At 55.6% G+C, this 18,173-nt stretch carries 18 protein-coding genes; 11 read left to right on the top strand and 7 right to left on the bottom strand.

Going from position 1 to position 18,173, the window contains the following annotated elements; translation table 11 throughout:
• Positions 1-129: 129 nt before the first annotated feature.
• From FF011L_RS04840 to ftsY, 5 genes are all read left to right on the top strand, one after another.
• Positions 130-1,629 (top strand): sulfatase family protein, encoded by a 1,500-nt coding sequence (locus tag FF011L_RS04840; protein ID WP_218933016.1) that lies wholly within the window; start codon positions 130-132, stop codon positions 1,627-1,629.
• Positions 1,630-1,782: 153 nt separating this feature from the next.
• On the top strand, positions 1,783-2,412 hold the full coding sequence (locus tag FF011L_RS04835; RefSeq protein WP_145350563.1) for a hypothetical protein: 630 nt from the start codon (positions 1,783-1,785) through the stop codon (positions 2,410-2,412).
• 108 nt (positions 2,413-2,520) lie between these two features.
• Positions 2,521-2,703 carry a hypothetical protein gene (locus FF011L_RS04830; protein ID WP_145350562.1) on the top strand — a complete coding sequence of 61 codons (183 nt, stop codon included), beginning with the start codon at positions 2,521-2,523 and terminating at the stop codon, positions 2,701-2,703.
• Positions 2,704-2,727: 24 nt separating this feature from the next.
• Positions 2,728-4,161, top strand: a complete 1,434-nt coding sequence (gene miaB, locus FF011L_RS04825) for a tRNA (N6-isopentenyl adenosine(37)-C2)-methylthiotransferase MiaB (protein WP_145350561.1) — start codon at positions 2,728-2,730, stop codon at positions 4,159-4,161.
• 55 nt (positions 4,162-4,216) lie between these two features.
• Positions 4,217-5,251 (top strand): signal recognition particle-docking protein FtsY, encoded by a 1,035-nt coding sequence (ftsY, locus tag FF011L_RS04820; protein WP_145350560.1) that lies wholly within the window; start codon positions 4,217-4,219, stop codon positions 5,249-5,251.
• A 220-nt stretch (positions 5,252-5,471) separates the two neighbouring features.
• On the opposite strand, the gene FF011L_RS04815 is transcribed toward ftsY, so the two are convergent.
• Positions 5,472-6,032, bottom strand: a complete 561-nt coding sequence (locus tag FF011L_RS04815; protein WP_145350559.1) for a GNAT family N-acetyltransferase — start codon at positions 6,030-6,032, stop codon at positions 5,472-5,474.
• A gap of 87 nt (positions 6,033-6,119) precedes the next feature.
• On the opposite strand from FF011L_RS04815, the gene FF011L_RS04810 reads away from it, so the two are divergent.
• Positions 6,120-7,370 (top strand): cytochrome-c peroxidase, encoded by a 1,251-nt coding sequence (locus FF011L_RS04810; RefSeq protein WP_145350558.1) that lies wholly within the window; start codon positions 6,120-6,122, stop codon positions 7,368-7,370.
• A 377-nt stretch (positions 7,371-7,747) separates the two neighbouring features.
• On the opposite strand, the gene FF011L_RS04805 is transcribed toward FF011L_RS04810, so the two are convergent.
• A complete protein-coding gene (locus tag FF011L_RS04805) occupies positions 7,748-8,233 on the bottom strand; it encodes an FxsA family protein (protein WP_145350557.1) in 486 nt (161 codons plus the stop codon).
• A 148-nt stretch (positions 8,234-8,381) separates the two neighbouring features.
• On the opposite strand from FF011L_RS04805, the gene FF011L_RS04800 reads away from it, so the two are divergent.
• Positions 8,382-9,203: a ThuA domain-containing protein gene (locus FF011L_RS04800; protein WP_218933015.1), complete on the top strand. Its 822-nt coding sequence runs from the start codon at positions 8,382-8,384 to the stop codon at positions 9,201-9,203.
• 281 nt (positions 9,204-9,484) lie between these two features.
• Here the strand turns inward: FF011L_RS04800 and FF011L_RS04795 are convergent, their stop codons facing one another.
• A complete protein-coding gene (locus FF011L_RS04795; protein WP_145350556.1) occupies positions 9,485-10,264 on the bottom strand; it encodes a hypothetical protein in 780 nt (259 codons plus the stop codon).
• Between the two features lie 108 nt (positions 10,265-10,372).
• Here FF011L_RS04795 and FF011L_RS04790 point away from each other — a divergent pair, with 108 nt between their 5' ends.
• The 3 genes from FF011L_RS04790 (at position 10,373) to FF011L_RS04780 (ending at position 13,109) form a co-directional block, all read left to right on the top strand.
• On the top strand, positions 10,373-11,692 hold the full coding sequence (locus tag FF011L_RS04790; protein ID WP_145350555.1) for a 3-keto-disaccharide hydrolase: 1,320 nt from the start codon (positions 10,373-10,375) through the stop codon (positions 11,690-11,692).
• Positions 11,693-11,937: 245 nt separating this feature from the next.
• Entirely contained in the window at positions 11,938-12,342 is a 405-nt protein-coding gene (locus FF011L_RS04785; protein WP_218933014.1) for a hypothetical protein, read from the top strand.
• Between the two features lie 23 nt (positions 12,343-12,365).
• Positions 12,366-13,109 carry a class I SAM-dependent methyltransferase gene (locus FF011L_RS04780; protein WP_145350553.1) on the top strand — a complete coding sequence of 248 codons (744 nt, stop codon included), beginning with the start codon at positions 12,366-12,368 and terminating at the stop codon, positions 13,107-13,109.
• On the opposite strand, the gene FF011L_RS04775 is transcribed toward FF011L_RS04780, so the two are convergent.
• Genes FF011L_RS04775 through FF011L_RS04760 form a run of 4 tightly spaced genes read right to left on the bottom strand, consistent with a single transcriptional unit; the run spans position 13,074 to position 16,115 of the window.
• A complete protein-coding gene (locus FF011L_RS04775) occupies positions 13,074-13,373 on the bottom strand; it encodes a hypothetical protein (protein ID WP_145350552.1) in 300 nt (99 codons plus the stop codon). The two genes, FF011L_RS04780 and FF011L_RS04775, sit on opposite strands and share 36 nt — an antisense overlap.
• Positions 13,374-13,386: 13 nt before the next feature.
• Positions 13,387-13,881: a DUF3299 domain-containing protein gene (locus FF011L_RS04770; RefSeq protein WP_246109745.1), complete on the bottom strand. Its 495-nt coding sequence runs from the start codon at positions 13,879-13,881 to the stop codon at positions 13,387-13,389.
• A gap of 13 nt (positions 13,882-13,894) precedes the next feature.
• Positions 13,895-14,653 carry a DUF3299 domain-containing protein gene (locus FF011L_RS04765; protein ID WP_145350550.1) on the bottom strand — a complete coding sequence of 253 codons (759 nt, stop codon included), beginning with the start codon at positions 14,651-14,653 and terminating at the stop codon, positions 13,895-13,897.
• A gap of 22 nt (positions 14,654-14,675) precedes the next feature.
• A complete protein-coding gene (locus FF011L_RS04760) occupies positions 14,676-16,115 on the bottom strand; it encodes a hypothetical protein (protein ID WP_246109744.1) in 1,440 nt (479 codons plus the stop codon).
• A 298-nt stretch (positions 16,116-16,413) separates the two neighbouring features.
• Here FF011L_RS04760 and FF011L_RS04755 point away from each other — a divergent pair, with 298 nt between their 5' ends.
• Positions 16,414-17,688 carry a radical SAM protein gene (locus FF011L_RS04755; protein ID WP_145354980.1) on the top strand — a complete coding sequence of 425 codons (1,275 nt, stop codon included), beginning with the start codon at positions 16,414-16,416 and terminating at the stop codon, positions 17,686-17,688.
• Positions 17,689-18,173: the final 485 nt, after the last annotated feature.

The following is an 18,173-nucleotide window of genomic DNA, read 5'->3' as shown; positions in this document are numbered from 1 at the left end:
GTCCCCTTACCAAAAAGGGACCGGCCCCAAACGGGACCCGCTTGAGACCAACCATACAGTGGATCCCCCCGTGCGAGGCGGGGTCGGGCTTTCGGGCCCGGCCTCGCCTTACTTTATATCCCCACGGCCGTGCGTGATTCAGGCATCTACAGTTGGCCTCGTGGCTTGATTATCCTATCAGGCATGACACACCCCAACATTATCTTCATCATCACGGACCAACAGCGATACGACACAATCGCATCGCTTGGTTTTCCGCACATGGACACCCCTCACCTCGATCGCTTGGTCAACGAGGGAACCCATTTCCAACAGTGCCATGTCACGGCGGCCTCCTGCGCACCGGCGCGGGCAAGTCTCTTCAAGGGATACTTCCCACACACGACCGGGATCCTCCGCAACGCCGACACTTGGCGACGAAGCTGGATCGAGCAGTTAAACGATGCCGGGTACCACTGCACCAATATCGGCAAAATGCATACATGGCCGTTCGAGACCGAATTAGGTTTCCACGAACGCTATGTCGTCGAGAACAAAGATCGCTACCTCGAAGGGCGTTACTTCTTCGACGAATGGGACAAAGCGTTGCGTTTTCGTGGGCTGATCAAACAGCAACGGGAACTCTATCGCAAGCGAGAAGATTACCGGGAAGCGTTAGGCGCCTTCGACTGGGAACTGCCGGCCGACGCCCATCCCGACATGTTTGTCGGGGACATGGCCCGTTGGTGGATCGATTCGCATCCTCGCAGCGAACCCCTGTTCTTACAAATTGGTTTCCCCGGGCCGCATCCACCCTACGACCCGGTACCGAGTTACGCGGAACCCTATCTTGCCAAAGACCTTCCGCTGCTACCGGTCAGCGACGAAGAACTTGAAAACCAACCGCCCGCATTTAAAGAACTGCGGCAACACAACCAAGATATCGACCACGACTCGGTCGTCTTGGACCTGAATCCAAGCGAAGCCCAACGACACCGCCAACGCGCGTACTACTGCGCCAACGTGACCATGATCGACGAAAAAGTCGGACAGATCATGGAGGCTCTCGAATCCAACGGTTACCTTGAAAACAGCATCGTGATCTTCACAAGCGATCATGGCGATTGCTTGACCGATCATGGTCACAGTCAAAAATGGACCATGTACGACGCGATCACTCGCGTTCCCTTAATCGTCTGGGCACCGCCCGCGATGCGAACGAACGGACGTTTCCAGGCAGGGCGAAGCGTCGACGGACTGGTCCAGCAAATGGACCTGGGGCCCACGATCTTGGAGTGGGCCGGTATCGACGTTCCCGGCGACTGGGAAGCGCGTTCCTTGAACGGAGCGTTTCAGGAAACCTCCGACTGGCAAGGACGACCTTACGTCTACTGCGAACAGGCTCAAGATGGGATCCTGACAGGGTGCCAATTCATGACGATGGTTCGCGATCACCAATTCAAACTGGTCCATTTCTTAGATGAACCGCACGGGCAATTGTTTGATCTGCGGACCGACCCCGACGAATGCCACAATCTTTGGAACCATCCGATCGCCGCCGAAGCTCAGGCCCGCCTGCTGGGGGAATTGCGAGAATGGCGAATCCGCAGCGGGCTGCACACCAAAAACTGGTGTGAGAGCTGGCGATAAGAAAGTGGGGCTGTAACGGTTGTGCCCGTTCACCGGATTATGCTGGAACGTGGTTTCGTTCTGATGATCAGACCACGGCACGACCGATGCTAGGGATTGGAACACGTGCGAGGATCGCGCGGAATCGCCCTATTTTGGACATGGATGCCTGCCGTGAACAACCTTACAGTCAAAGCTTGCTGCCTAGCCGTCTTCATCGGAGCCTGCACGTCAGCTTCGGCCCAAAGACCTCGAACCGACAGCCCGCAGCGAGCTCCCAGAATCCCACAAATCGGTGGCGAATCCCTGTATGGCTCAGCAAGAGCTCCCAAACGGGTCGATGGAAATTTCATCATCCCGCCGCTGATCGCCCCGACGATGGAAATCGATACGATCGGTAACGGCGAACTGCCCGCCTCCTTCGCCAATCAGACTCCAGACGCCACAATGTTCCTACCAGAGGGGCCGGGTCGCCCAGGAGACTGGACATTAACGTCTTACATGTGGCACGCCCCCAATACGTTTTCTCATCCGCTTTATTTTGAAGACACGATGCTGGAGCGGAATGGGCACGAGCGATTTCCGATGCTGACCCCCTTCGTCAGCGGGGCTCGCTTTTTCGCCACGTTCCCAGCACTTCCTTATCTAGCGACCGTCCAGCCTCCGTGTGAAACCAACTACTCGGTTGGCTACTACCGGCCTGGAAGTCGGGCTCCAGCACTTCTGCAGCGTCCTCCATACCAGCGGAACGCAGCGATTGTGGAAGGGGCTGCGATCGCCGGCGGAATCATAGCGATTCCTTGATTTAGATCCAAACCCGGACTTCTGCAGGATATTTCCTGCAATCCGCAATGGGGCGGTAGATCCCCCGTCCCGTTCAACCCTCTTTCTTGCTAGGTTATGGAAATGGGTGTGCTCGCATTTTCCATGACCGACGGGCTGTTGTGGGCGGTCGCTGTAGCGGTCGCAGTCACCCTCTTTTCCGGCATCATGGTCCGCCGTCGGACCCAGTGCACGGAATCCTTGCGCGATTATGTCAAACGACAACGCAACGGTTCCAACCCACCAGCAAGCAATCCGCCCAGCGAACTCTAGCGACTGTATTAAACAGCCACAGCAATGAGCAAACGACTATACATCGAAACCGTTGGCTGCCAGATGAATGTTCTGGATAGCGAGATGGTTGTCGCGGACCTGAAACAGCACGGCTACGAATTGGTAGCCACCCCCAAGGAAGCGGACACGCTGCTCTTTAATACCTGCAGCGTCCGCGAGCATGCAGAAGAAAAAATCTACAGCGCGCTCGGGAAACTGCGGCAAACCAAAGAGCGGAACCCCGATAAAACGATTGGGGTAATGGGCTGCATGGCCCAAAAAGACCAAAAACTAATCTTCCAGCGAGCTCCGTTTGTCGACCTGATCGTCGGCCCCGGCCAACTTCAGCAGATTCCCACGCTGCTGGAAAACATTGCTGCCGGCAAAGGCCGCCAATTGGCCGTTTCGCTTGGCCGCAAAGCAGGTTCGCAGGATACGATTCGCCGCAGTCACGAAACCTTTGATCCGCTTCGTGACCCTTCGATGCGTCCGACGCCATTCCAGGCCTACCTCCGTATCCAAATCGGCTGCGATAAATTCTGCACCTACTGCGTCGTGCCGATGACTCGCGGCCCCGAGCAGGGCCGGAACCCCGCACAGATCGTTGCGGAAGCTCAAATCTTGGCGGACCAAGGCTGCGTGGAAATCACGCTGCTTGGCCAGACGGTAAACAGCTATCGCCACACCGACGAAGAGGGAACCGTCACACGCCTGAGCGACCTGCTCAGGCAGCTTAGCGAGATCGAGGGGATCCGCAGGCTGAAATTTGTGACCAGCTACCCCAAAGACATGACCGAAGAATTGCTGGAAACGATTCGCGACCTTCCTAAATGCTCGACCTACCTCCACGTCCCCGCACAAAGTGGTAGCGATGAACAACTGAAACGGATGAAACGGGGCTACACCGTTGCCGACTACATGGAAATGATGGAGCGGATCGAACGGATCCTTCCCGAAGCTTCGATCAGCAGCGACTTCATTGTCGGGTTCTGTGGCGAAACCGAAGAGGATTTCCAGAAGACGATCGACCTGGTTCGCCGCTGCCGTTTCAAAAATAGCTTTATCTTCAAGTACAGTGTCCGCCCCGGCACCAAGGCTTCGGAACGTCTGGAAGATGATGTCCCAGAAGATGTTAAGAACCGTCGCAACAACGAACTGCTGGATGTCCAAAACGAAATTTCGGCGGAGGACAATCTAAAATTCATCGGTCAGACCGTCGAAATCCTGGTGGAAGGCCCCAGCAAACGCGGCCAGAAACAGCCCGAAGAGAGCCCTCTGGTTCAAATGATGGGTCGCACGATCTGTGACCGGATCGTTGTCTATGATGGAAACCGACGTCAGGCGGGTGAATTCCTCCCGATCGAAGTGACCGATGTTTCCTCAACAACCTTGGTTGGGCGAGTCAAAACCGTTCACTCCGGCCCCGAGCTTTTCCAACTGCAAACGCTCGACCGTTGAACGGGACCTGAACTCCCTTTTGAATCAACACCTTTCAAGACAGTAGTTTCCAACGATGGCGTTTTGGCGTTCTAAAAAAGAAGAGTCCCCCGACAAGCCGACCACCGATTCCGCTTCGACTGAGGACGGGTCGGCCGCCCAAGGTGGCGAAGCAACGCAGGGTGACGGAACCGGCATGTTTCAGCGCGTCCGCCAAGGGCTCCAGAAAACCCGTGAGGTTTTAGGGACCGACATCCGCGACCTTTTCAAAGAAGACGGACGCTTGGTCGACGATGCGTTCCTCAGTGAACTGTTTGCCAAATTGGTTCGAACCGACATGGGCGGTGGACCAGCAGGACGAATCCGCGACGATATCGCAACGCGATTCCGTGCCCGAAAAGTCCAGATGGAAGATGTCCTGGAATCGATTCGCAATCAGACCCGAGAACTTCTGCAACAAGAACACACCGAACTGCAGTTCGCAGACAAAGCTCCGACGGTCATCCTTGTCGTCGGGGTGAATGGAAGTGGCAAAACAACTTCCATCGGAAAACTGGCAAACTACATCCACAACAAACTAGGACGAACGGTTGTCCTCGGTGCCGGTGATACATTCCGAGCCGCTGCCGTCGAACAATTGACGGTCTGGGCAGGACGCATTGGCTGCGAAATCGTCACCGGTAAACCCGAAGCCGACCCCGCAAGTGTTGCCTATCAGACGGTTGAAAAAGCGGTCGCGACCGGAGCCGAGGTAGCGATCATCGATACCGCCGGGCGGTTGCAGACACAAACACACTTGATGTCTCAGCTGGAAAAAATCCGCCGCGTCATCGGTAAACCTGTCGAAGACGCGCCGCACGAAGTCCTTCTAGTACTGGACGCGACCTCGGGCCAAAACGCAATCAGCCAAGCCAAAGGATTCAGCGAAGTAGCCGGCTGCACAGGAATCATCTTGGCAAAACTAGATGGTTCGGCCAAAGGGGGAGTGATCCTACCAATCCTCGAGCAATTTAAGTTGCCGGTCAAGTTTGTCGGCGTCGGAGAAGGAATCGAAGACCTTGCACTCTTCGATTCGGACGCTTTCAGCGACGCCCTGTTCACGGACGCCTAATAAACGGCAACCCCACCGACGCCGCAAAGCTTTCGTGTCGCCTTTCGGTCGGGACGTGCGATTTATAAGTTGACGATTTCCGATCAGGCTGCTCTTGTTTGTTTCCGCCGGGCTCGTCCCGGTCGGTACAACAACTGGCAGCTACCTGAATGCCTTTACCCCCACTCGATCCTCCTCCGCCAGCGCGTGGACAGACCGGTCAGCGAGAGATTGCGTCCAGTTATTGCTCGCCGTCCAGCAGCAATTCCAGCATCACCACGTCCAATCGCTGCGAAAATTTCTCACCGACTTGATGCATCGTCCCGATCGTCCGAAAGCCGAACAATTCGTGCAGACGCAGGCTTCCCCGATTATTGGCTTCCACTCGAGAAAGCAAGACACGGTGACCAACGTTTCGTGCCCGCCCAACCAGGCCTTCCATTAATCGCCGGCCCAGCCCCTGGCGATGGAAATCGGGACGCACCCAGATCGATACCTCCGCGGTCTTGCCATACGCTTCGTACGACGACCATGGCGACAGGGATGCCCAACCTGCCACCGAAACGTCATCGCGCCCCGCCGAAGCATTCCCCCCACCCGCCGGGGCAACTAGAATCGGAAAGCGGGGGTCTTGATGGGCAGCCCACCACTGCAAGGATGCAGGCCCCGAAATAGGTCCTAGCCGGAAGGAGTTCACCGTTTCCTCGATCTGCTGATTTAGGATCGCGGTTAATTCCGGCAAATCAGACGGATTCGCGTCTCGCAAATTTGCGTTTTGAATGCCCAGAGATGATTCTGTCATCAACTTCCCAATCGTTTACAATACCTAATAGACGCTTCACCCGCCGCGTATCGACACCCCACCCTGTTATCCCCCTCGGAGCCAAGCATGAGTCGCTTTCATTTCCTATCCGGTGCCTGCATTGCTGCATGGATGGTCTTGTCCCCTTCCCACCACGTCTCCGCTGCCGATTCTACAACGGTTGTTCTCGGTGACGAAAGTCTTACCGCTGGCATTCCCGGCAGCGGACCACTGACCGAGGCAGAAATAACCGCATGGCTTAGCAAGCCTGCCAACCACGAAACGCTCGACGTCGAATTGCCGCTTGGCTTGAAAGCCGCCCAGGCAAACGTCTTCATTCCTGAAAACAATCCGATGACCCGAGCCAAAATTGAACTCGGCCGACAACTTTACTTCGACCCCCGACTTTCGGTGGACCTGACGATCAGCTGTGCAAGCTGCCACGCACCCGACCAAGGCTACGCGGCCCACACTCAATTTGGAGTAGGCGTCCGCGGCCAGGAAGGGGGCCGGAATTCACCGGTATCGCACAACCGCATTGTCAGCCGAGAACAATTCTGGGACGGACGTGCCTCCACCCTTGAAGACCAAGCGATCGGCCCTATCGCCAACCCGATCGAAATGGGACATGACCATGACGCTTGCGTCGCCTGCCTGGCTGGCATCCCTGGATACAACCTGCAGTTCGAAGCGATCTTCGACGATGGGCTGACGATCGAAAACGTGGGCAAAGCCCTCGCGACTTTTGAGCGGGCCATCGTCACGGGCCCAACTCCCTACGACCACTACCAAGAACTAGAGCGTTTCAAAAAAGCCTACGCGGAAGACCTCGAGTACCTAGACGAACTTCGCACCGAAGACCCAAAGTTTGTCGCGCAGTACGAAGGACTGATCAAGGCGACCAAAGACAACCCGATGAGCGCTTCGGCCATCAATGGGATGAAGCTGTTTTTCTCGAAAGCCAACTGCCAAAACTGTCACGCGGGCGCTAACTTTACCGACGAGCAGTACCACAATCTTGGCGTCGGCATGGAAGTGGAAACCCCAGACCTAGGACGTTACGAAATCACCAAGAAGGAAACCGAGAAAGGTGCTTTCAAAACGCCCACACTGCGAAACATCGCCGACTCAGGTCCCTACATGCATGACGGCAGCCAAGAGACTTTGGAAGAGGTGATGGTCTGGTACAACAAAGGGGGCCACCCGAACGCTTGGCTAAGCGACAAAATGAAGCCTCTGAATCTGACCGATCAGGAAGTGACCGACGTCGTCAACTTCATGAAAGAAGGCCTGACCGGCGACTTCCCAAAAGTCGAAACAGGACGGCTGCCTAAATAAACCGAACGTCAGCAATCAGCGAAGCGGGACGCCCCCAAAGGCGCCCGCTTAAGACTGCGATAAATCGGTTAACGAACCTTCCACGCCCGCCTTTTCAGGAGCTGCCGTTTTAATCGGAAGCGGAGAAAAACGGCAGCCTTTCGCTCGGGACGCGAAATCTATAAATGAAAGGTTTGCAGCAACTGACGAGTCTATATGGGGCCGAGTGAACACGTAGCCCGGAGGGCGGCAGATACTTGCCGGCCGCGTCAGCCGCCGGAGTGGGCATCGCGAAAAGGAAAGCCCGCTGGGCTAAAAGCATTGCACTCAGACTCGGATGGACAGGGTTGAAATCGTCACCTATAAGTTTCCCGTCCCGATTGAAAGGCGACAATCACTTACTGCCTAAATTCGACACCCTTTGGATTCGAATCGACGGGACGGACGCCTTCGGCTTCAACGACATCGCTCCCGCCAGCCGGTCGCGATGCTCCTCCTGCAGCGAACGTGGTCACCTGCAGCTGGAAACTGTTCTTCAGTCGAGCCGCGAAGTACTTTCTCACCCACTCTCGGGTGAACGGCACCAGCAAGACGAACCCGGCGACGTCCGTAACCAACCCTGGCGTCAGCAACATCGCCGCAGCAAATGCGATCAGCAACCCATGTTGGATCTCCTGAGCCGGCATCCGCCCTTCACCGATCGCCGCATGAAAACGCTGCCAAGCTCGTATTCCTTGACTGCGAGCCAACATCGAACCGATGAAACCGGTCACCAACACCAGCAAAATGGTCACGGGCAAACTGGTTGCCAAAGTGATTTTCCACAGCAGGTACAGCTCAATCAATGGAATCAAAGTAAAGGCGAGAAAAATCCGCCATAACATAATATTTAACCGTTGTGCTTCGAATGGATAGAAGGGCAGGGAAATCGACGGGAAGGAAAAATAGCGGGGATATCACCACCATCCGCCAATCTAGTAGTTATGCTAGGAATTCGCTTGCCAAGCCCCTCATCCTACAGGACAAATTCACGTGGTACACCGACGCATTCCTTCCTTACGGACTCTGCTATTCGCCGCAGGAGTCGTAACCTTTGCATTTTCGATGCCAAGTTTTGCTCAATCGACCGATCCGAAATCCCCTGTCGCTGAAGAAACCGAACAACAGGCCAAACCGACACGCATCCTGCTGGTAACCGGCGGCTGCTGCCACGACTATAAAGAACAGATCAAGCTGATCAAAAAAGGGCTGGATAAGGAGCTTGGTGAAATCGAATGGACGGTGAAGGAACATGGTTCCGAGCGAACCATCATGCCCCCAATCTACAACCAAGGAAACTGGGCCGCCCCCTACGATCTGGTCATCCACAACGAGTGCTTTGGCGGCGTTGAAGACGGAGCCTTCGTCGAACGGATTGTTTCTGGACATGTCTCGGCCGGAGTTCCCGCAGTGGTCATCCATTGCTCCATGCACTCCTATCGCGCCGCGGCGACCGCCGAAACCTGGCGAGCCTTCCTAGGCGTGACCTCGCGTCGTCACGAGAAAGCGAAACGAGCCCTCGATGTGATTCCCGTAGCGGCCGAACATCCAATCATGAAAGGTTTTCCAAACAAATGGCAAACGCCAAATGGAGAACTATACGTGATTGAAAAAGTATGGCCGACAGCGACCGTCCTCGCACAAGCCTACAGCGAAGAAGAGAAAGCCGAACAGCCCGTGGTTTGGATCAATGAGTACCAAGGGGCACGAGTCTTTGGCACCACGCTAGGCCACCACAACGAAACGATCGCAGACGAACACTGGATGCAGATGACCGCCAACGGAATCCGCTGGGCGCTCGACAAGAAAGAGTAACGGCGTCCGAGTGAACACTTAGCCCGGAGGGCGGCAGATACTTGCCGGCGGCGCGAGCCGCCGGAGTAGGGATCGCGAAAAGGAAAGCCCAGCGGGCGACAGAGCCATCCTTGCCTGTCGCCCGCTGGGCTTTCATGTGGACGCAAGGTTCCCGTTAGTTTACGCCAACGGCAAGTATCTGCCGCCCGCTGGGCTACAAGCACTGCACTCAGACTCGGATGGGCTGGGGTGAAATCGTCACCTAAAAGTTTCACGTCCCCCGAGCGGAATGCGGTCCCGGCTTAACGCGAGCTTGAAGCTCGCTCCAAATCAGGAGCGTCTTCTAAAAAGCCGCCCGGCAATCTGCTCAGCCCGTGCTTGGTGACTCGATCCAGTTCGCGATATCGGATCTGCAAGAACTGGAGCACTTGTTTAAATTCAGCGACAATCGCTCGATCAACATGTTGCTGGACGATGCTTTTGAGCGGCGGCTGATCGGATTCCCAAGGGATTCGAATTTCCTGGATGTTTTTCCGCACACGGTCCCGGAAGAGCCTCTCAATCCGAGGGTCGGCACTGATTCGAACATGGTCTAATTCATGTTGCACCAAAGCATCCGCAAAAAAGTCCGCCGAAACCAAGCTGGCCGGCAGCTCGATTTGATGGTCAAGGATCCAGTCGATTCGATCATAGTCGGGTCGAATGACAAGGATTCGCACTCCCCTCGACGCGGGGACCTCCCACTCTGTCCTGGCGTGGTATTTGAACTTCAGGTCCAGTTCCGTCTTGCCTGGAAATAACCGTGGTTGCCGGTCGCCATCGTAGAACACAAACCGCACATTTCCCCGCTCAAGAACTCGGCGAACCGCGGGTTCAGGCCGAGGCAATTCAACAGGATTCCCGAACGTATCGGCCGCCGAAAGGCTTGCAGGCACGCCCAGCCCATCAGGGACAGGACGTCCTTCCTCGGCGGCTCTTGGCCCTAGCGGCGGCTGAGCGGACAAGACTGCCCCCAAGCTGCCGGCGGCACCTAAAACCAAGGCGCCCCAAAAAGGGAAGAAGCCGAAAAGTCGTGCAACCAAAATCTCATTTTCCTAACTACAATAGAGGTGCCGGAGCATCCACGCTGCCATAAATTGGCCCTTAATATCCCGCCCCTCACCTTTACCGCTGCGTCTCACGGAAAGTTCATGCATTCTAACATCATTCGCCTCGTCCTCGGATCGCTTGTTCTCTTATTTGCGGCGTTAAACGCTAGGCCCGCATTCGCTCAGGAGCCTGCAAACGAAACGCCTAACGCCGAAACCAAGGTAGATCCGCCAGCCGAACCGGATGCAGCTGCAGCGGAAAAAGCGGCGGCAGAAGCAACAGCCGCTGCCGAAAAAGCTGCAAAGGTGGCGGCCGACAAAAAGGCCGCGGAAGTAAAAGCAGCTGCCGAAAAAGCCGCAAAGGTGGCGGCCGACAAGAAGGCCGCGGAAGTAAAAGCCGCTGCCGAAAAAGCCGCGAAGATGGCGGCCGAAAAGAAAGCTGCAGAAGTAAAAGCGGCTGCCGAAAAAGCCGCGAAGATGGCGGCCGAAAAGAAAGCTGCGGAAGTAAAAGCAGCTGCCGAAAAAGCCGCAAAGATGGCGGCCGAAAAGAAAGCTGCGGAAGTAAAAGCGGCTGCCGAAAAAGCCGCAAAGATGGCGGCCGAGAAGAAGGCGGCTGAAGCAAAAGCGGCCGCGGAGAAGAAAAAGAACAGTCCGGTCCCATTGCCGAACGTTGGCTTTAGTGACACCCCGAAGCTCCCCGGACAACCTTGGCGAGTCCACGATGTCGTACGGCCTCGTCCAAAATCGATCACGCCCGGTCACCCCGCTTCAGACAAACAACCCGCTGCAGCCCCCAGTGACGCCACGGTCCTGCTGGGAAGTGAAAAACCAGACCTCTCGGCCTGGGCCCATGAAGGACCTGAAGGCGGCGCCGACCTGCGAGTCCCCCAGTGGAAAATCGATGGGAACGTGCTTAGCGTGAAACCCAACAGCGGTTCACTAAGGACGCTTGAAAGCTATGGAGACTGCCAGCTTCACGTCGAATGGGCGACCCCAGCAGAAGTCCAAGGGGACAGTCAAGAACGAGGCGGAAGCGGGATTTTGCTGATGGGACAATACGAAATCCAAATTCTTGATTCGTTTGATAATAGGACGTTTGCCGACGGACAAGCCGGTGCGATCTTCGGCCAATTCCCACCTGCGGTAAATCCTTCCCGAGCCCCTGGCGAATGGCAATCCTTCGATATCGTATTTGAAGCCCCACAATTTGATTTGTCAGGGAAACTGGAACAGCCCGCCTATCTGACTCTGTTCCACAATGGCGTGCTGGTTCACCACCGCCGCGAACTGATGGGAGCGACGAAGTTCCGTGAATTGCCCAAGTACGATGCGGGCCCCCCAGCCGCTCCACTCGTCCTCGAGGACCAAGGCAGCCCGGTTCAATATCGCAATATCTGGATTCGCCCGCTGACCACCCGATAGGAGAGGACCTCAAATTCAGCCATACTGGGACGCTGCCCAAACAAGAGACGGGATACGGGGTCTGCCAGCAAAGAAGTAGCAGGCAAATAGCGGGGGTCGTCATGACTTTCGCCGGAATGGTTTCAGCGCAGCAGCGATTAGACGATTCCGCAATTGTAAAATGAAGTCCAAGCGCCCTCCTGAGGTCGTTCTTAGGCCCTTATCTTGTACCGGTTGCCGAAGACTCCTTACTCACGAGCAGTACGATGCCTGAATGGTCTGATGCCGATCTTTTGGCTTTCCTTGATGAATCCCTTCCGCCCGAAGGCATGGCAACGATCGAGGAAGCCTGCCGCAGTGATCAATCGCTGCTGAAACGGCTGGCCATGGTTCGCGGACGCGAAGACGCAGGCCTACACACCATCGGGGCCATCTGGCGCCGCCATCGACTCTCCTGCCCCGATCGCCGGCAACTTGGGCAATACCTTCTTAACGTCCTGGACGAACCGACAAACGACTACATTCGTTTCCATATCGAACGCATTGGCTGCCGTCGCTGCCAAGCCAACCTTGTCGACCTTCAGGCCCAGCAAGACGATGCCGTCGATTCGACCCAGGCCCGCCGAACACGCTATTTCCAAACCAGTGCCGGCTACCTGCGAAATTCCTAATCACCGCTCAGAAAAACAATTGCATGGATGATCTATCTCTTCCTCCAGCGGAGGAAACGACCGAGGAACTATCGCCGAAAGCCCAACTAGAAGCTGAAGCGACCAAACGCTTTCAGTGGCACTGGGCTCCGCTCCGTGTCGCTGGCCAACCCTGGAAAATTGCGACCGCATCCGATCCGGACGGCATGCTGATCGAAGCTTGCGAGCGACAAGACGCGGGTGAAACCGGAGTCATTGATCCGTTCTGGGCAGCGGTCTGGCGAGCGTCCGCAGGACTGGACAAATTCCTTGATCGCTACGAACTGGAAGGAACGCAGGTTCTGGAACTGGGGTGCGGCACCGGGCGCGCCGGATTATCCGCCGCCCTTCGCGGAGCCAACGTGACGCTTACCGATGGCGTCGATGACCCGCTGCTGCTGGTACGACTAACGTGCTGGGACCTCGCCGAACGTTGCCGAATCCTTCGCTTGCGTTTTGGGCAAGACCGCCTGGAGGGTGAAACGTTCCCTTTAATCCTGGGATCCGACGTCACCTACCTGAGGCAGCTTTGGCCTGAGCTGGACCACTGCCTGCGACTGCACCTAGAACCAAACGGAGAGGTTTTACTAAGCGATCCTCACCGTCTGATCGCGGACGAATTCCGTGACTGGATTCAGGCCGCAGGCTGGGAATACCAACAGCACTCGGTCGCCCTAAGCGACGATCCCGAACATCCCATCCGAGTGATGCAGCTAAGACTGCCCAGCGATTCGCAGACGTCCCCGTAGCTCGTCCACCTTGCCAGCACCTGGGACGAGCGGAGCAAGCCCAACGCCATCGGCTTTGACATCCGCGGCCAGAATTCCTAGCGGACCAGCGCAAGCGGCTTGGTGACTTAGTGGTTGCCGCCTTTCGCTTTCGATAAAATCAACAGGACGCAAGCCGACCGCAAGTGCATTCTGTTTTCGATGCGACGGCCGGACGGTTCGCGCCGTTTCGCTAAGAAAATCGCTGGTTTTGGCAGCCAGCCCCAGGGGCTGGCTTCTTTTCACGCCGCGAAGCCAGCTACTTTACCGCCGTCCCTTTGATCTGAAAGACGGCGAAGTGGCCTGAATTGTCAGGGTAAAGATATTCCTTGAAATGGAATTTACCTTTGACCGTAACCGGTCGAGTCGTGAAATCGGTGGTGACTCCATCGACAAGGTTAATAATCACACAATCATAAAGCGCGGCTCCGGGACCGAAACAGCACTCCTGGTTATCGCGAACCAAGACAAATTCGTTGATATCCGTTTCGCGAAAAAGGGTCGACGGCAGAATGTAGCCGCGTAACTGAACCGTCTTGCCTTCCAACTTGCGAACCTTATCGGTCAACATTTTCTTTTCGAAATCACCATCCTTTTCGATGTCAAATTTGATGTCATCGAACGTGATTTCACCGCGAGCGAAAGCGGCTTCCCGTGTCTTGCGTTCTTTCTCGTCCTCGGTATCGTCGGCCGTTGCCGAGTGCAACACCGTGAAAGCCAGCAAACATGTCAGCAGCGCGGTTATCGGTTTCACAATTCAATCCGTCTTATTTTGCGTAGTTGGCTCGCAAGCGATAAAAGACCGGTTTATCAAATCCACCCTTCTGGACGCCATTGGAAACCAAAAATTCTCCGGCCAGCTTCACTTGCATCATACTGTGACGAATCGTGTTCCCCTTGGTCAACGTCACCTCCACCATGTCGGTACTACGGGGCTGACCGCCAAAGCAACAAGTTCCCAGGTCAGGCACCAGCACAAAGCGAGTCAAACGGCCGTTACCCGAAGCGGGATGAATATACCCCTTTAGAAAGATGTTCTTTCCATTCAGTTCAACCGCCTCTTCGGTCGGCATATCGACACTCGATTTGGTCGGTTGCTGCAACGCATAGAAGTGAACCCGTTCGTAACCATCGGGAACCTCGGTCGCGTAGATGTAAGCGTGCATGCCGATTCCAGCAGCCAGCAACAACAGGTTCAGCCCCATCCCAAATTTCGCCAGCATCCGCCCGCTATATTCCTTGGGATGCATCTGCGTGACTCGCAAACCCAAGATCGCTGCGGCCAATCCGATCAGGGACATCACCAGCATCACCTTGAAGGCGGGCACAAAGCCCAACAAGGCGAAAGGAGCCACCAACACCGACGCGATCGCGCCGCGACTGAGGGCACGATAAGGGAATTCACTCCCCGAGACCGAAGTCAAAGTCGCTTCGTAGGCGTTTCCGGTCGATAGGTTCGGCTCCGGCGCAGTTTTCTCCGCGGAGTCGTGCGAATCGTTTTGGGTAGAGTCCAAATTGGTTGCCATGGCTCGTTAGACCTAAAGAAATTTAGGATTCGATCCCGGCCGCCACTGCCGGGGCCCCGCTAGTAAGGGTTAACCATGCGAAAATCAGCATCGTTGACAGGGCTACCGATAATACGGTTGCCAGCCCTAGTCGGTTCACTGGGGACGCCGCCACAACAGCGGTCCCCCCTGCAGCGACGGGCAACAATCCGTTCGCTGAAGCAAGCATTTGGCGGCTGCGCAATTGCACGCCGATGTTTGATACCGGTACGATTGGCAGCGGCGATTCAAGGACTTTCTCTTCTTCGTCGGTCTTCTGCGAAGGAGTCAACGAAGAGGACGATTTTGGCCCCGGTTTTGGTTTTGCGATCGGTTTAGCAAAGAAGATGTTCGATCGACGAATGCTCTCAGGATCCACTTTCTCCAGTTCCTGCAACGCTTCCGCAGCTTCGGGCAGCGGGCAGGCACGGAGATAATTCACAACGGGAACACGCACGAAATTGTTGTCTTCGGTTGCGTTGACAAACAGCTTCGTCAAACGATCAACTTGGCTCCAGTCACTCCAGCGTGCCAGGTCGGAGATCACCAAATCGGCCAATTCAGGACGGTCTAGGATCAGGTGCAACGAGGGGAGGAGGGCGGAACGAGGAATGGTATTTCCCTCGGTTCCATGAAAGCGAACCGCCATGATTGCCGAATAGGTTTCGGTGTAGGGGGCCTGTTTATTGCCGAGAAAACGTTCGTTAACCAGCTCCAAACCGTCTTCACCGGCCAACGTCAAATAGCAAGCGATCATTGCATCCAAACCACCCTGGGTTTGCTCGCCACTCAGCATTTCCTTCAGCATCGGAAGATCTTTATCGCTTCCGCAAACCCCTAACATCGTTAGATACAAACGTTTGCGGTCGGCGGGCATTTCAGGATCTTGGATCCACGCGACCAATTGGTCGTGGTCCATTTTATCCTTCAAGGCAATGATCGCTTCATACGGTGTGATTGCAAATTCGTCATAAGCGTCACGAGCCAACATCGGCTCTTCGTCTTCCAGGTAGTTGCGAAAGAAAGTCAATCGCGCGACATCATCGTCTGGAAGTGCGAGGACCTGCAGAATGTATTTTTCACCTCGTTCGGTCACCGGCATCAAAGACCACTGCAAATCGGGCGGATCGACGCCTGTCAGCAAAAACCGACGCCCTTCGCCAACGTTGCCGTAATAAACGGGGGTCACGGTTTGGCCAACCTGGACGATTTTCTCACCTACCAAAACTCGCACAACCTTCATGCGGATTTTACCGGTTTCACTGTCCTGAACCTCTCCGGGGATCGATTCGGCAATGACCACTGCATCCATCGTCGACATTTCCTGCCGCAAGGTCTGCGAAACCGCCGAGCAAAACGGGCAGGCCAAGCTGACCAGAGGAGCCGCCAACAACAGGGCAGACAACACGCCAGCCAGCAAAATGGATTGTTTTGTTTTAGACATGATTCTCAGAAAACAGAAACCAAAGGGTAATGAGCCGATCGCTGCAGACCTTTACTCTCTCCAATCATAGGTGACCAAAGGGGCAAAAGAGAAGCGAGAATACCTGAACTGTTAAAAAAGTCCTTTTACGCGAACTTTGTCGCCCCCGCCTCCACGGGGGGGCATCGCCCTCATTGTACCATCCCCGAACAACTATTTCGCAGTTGCTGGTGCATCCTCGCCCCGGTCTGATAAGATAGACGGACTTGCCCGCGGTAGAATCCTCGAACCTCACACGGTTGCATCTATGTACTTTCGGATGGCCAAACGGCTGCTTACCGAAACCGATAAACGTCTCCTTTGGAAGGCAACTTGGACCCTTGGATTCAAGGGATTACTGAGCGTTCACAAACATAAGCGGCGTCTGAAACGAGGCGAATTCTTCCCGCCGTTCCTGTACATGTCGGTGATCAATAGCTGCAACCTGCGCTGCCAGGGATGCTGGGTTGATGTCGCTGCCAAACAGCAACGGATCGAAGTCGACGCGGCGAACCGCACCATCGACGAAGCGAAAAAGATGGGCAATGCGTTCTTTGGCATCCTCGGTGGCGAGCCGTTCATGCACAAAGACTTGATGAAAATTTTCGCCGCCCATCCCGATGCCTATTTCCAAGTCTTCACCAATGGACACTTCATCACCGACGAAGTTGCCGCTCAACTTCGCGAACTGGGGAACGTCACGCCCCTGATCTCGGTGGAAGGCTCCGAAATCATCAGCGACGAACGACGCGGCCGTGCCGGTGTCCTAAACGACACCATGAAAGGCCTGGAAGCGGCACTCCGCAATAAATTGATGGTCGGAGTCTGCACCAGTGTCTGCAAATCTAATATCGATGACCTGGTTTCTGAACGCTGGATCGACCGGCTGATCGAAATGGGCGTGATGTACTGCTGGTTCCACATCTACCGACCTGTCGGCCCCGAATCGAACCCCGACCTGGCGCTCAACAGCGAAGAACAACGTCGCGTCCGCCAATTTGTTGTCGACATTCGAGCAACCAAACCGATCATCGTGATCGATGCCTACCACGACGACGCGGGCAATGCACTCTGCCCAGCCGCCACCGGATTCACTCATCACGTGGGCCCCTGGGGAGACCTGGAACCGTGCCCGGTCATCCAACTGGCGACCGAGTCGATTCACGACAAACGATCGCTAAAAGATACCTTCAACGAATCGGCCTTCTTGCGAGATTTCCGCGAATTGACCGCACAGCACACTCGTGGTTGCGTCATCATGGAACGCCCCGACCTGTTGATCGATCTAGCGAATCGACACGGAGCAAGAGACACGACCGCTCGTGGCTCGGTGATGAAAGAGCTGGAGGACATTTCCCCACGACGCAGCCAGTTCCAGCCAGGCGATGAAATTCCAGAACGAAGCTTGGCCTACCGCTGGGCCAAAAAATACGCGTTCAACGATTTCGGAACCTACACCCAGCACTTCTCGGAAGACCGCTGGAAGGACCCCGACGCGAACCGAACCAACGACCCTGAAACCACGGACAAAACAAGTTTGCCGGTGCTGAAATAGCCACCGCAAACGCACGGCAGGCTAGCGACATGGAATCTATCCGTGAAATATCGCCGCCCGCTCACGCTCTGGCGACACCCATCCCGTCGCGAACGAGCAAAGAATAAGCAAAGAAAATCTGGCTCCCCTCGCCCTCAAAACAAGCTCGCTTAAAACAGGTTGGATATTGAATCAACGGTTCGCCAGCTAGTTCGGTTGAACGCGATTCAAAGGCTTGTTTTGGGGGAGAGGGGCTGGGAGAGAGGGGGCCGACAGAGGCAGGCAAGGCGTGGCATAACCGCTTGAAATGCGCGGCGTTACCCAGGCCTGCACTGCAAAATCGCCTCGCGAAAATCCCCCCTCTCCCCCAGCCCCTCTCCCCCAAGCAAGCTCCGCCAAACCAAACGAAAAGGCAGAGACCACGAATTAAACTAGCTAAGATTTCTTCCGCAACAAAGAGCTTGCTTAGGGGCGAGGGGAGCCAGACTTTCGCCAGCTATAAACTT

It is taken from the genome of Roseimaritima multifibrata (assembly GCF_007741495.1).
Lineage (GTDB): Bacteria > Planctomycetota > Planctomycetia > Pirellulales > Pirellulaceae > Roseimaritima > Roseimaritima multifibrata.
The sequence above is the reverse complement of the archived record's forward strand: the minus strand, read 5'-3'. Positions and strand labels throughout refer to the sequence as shown.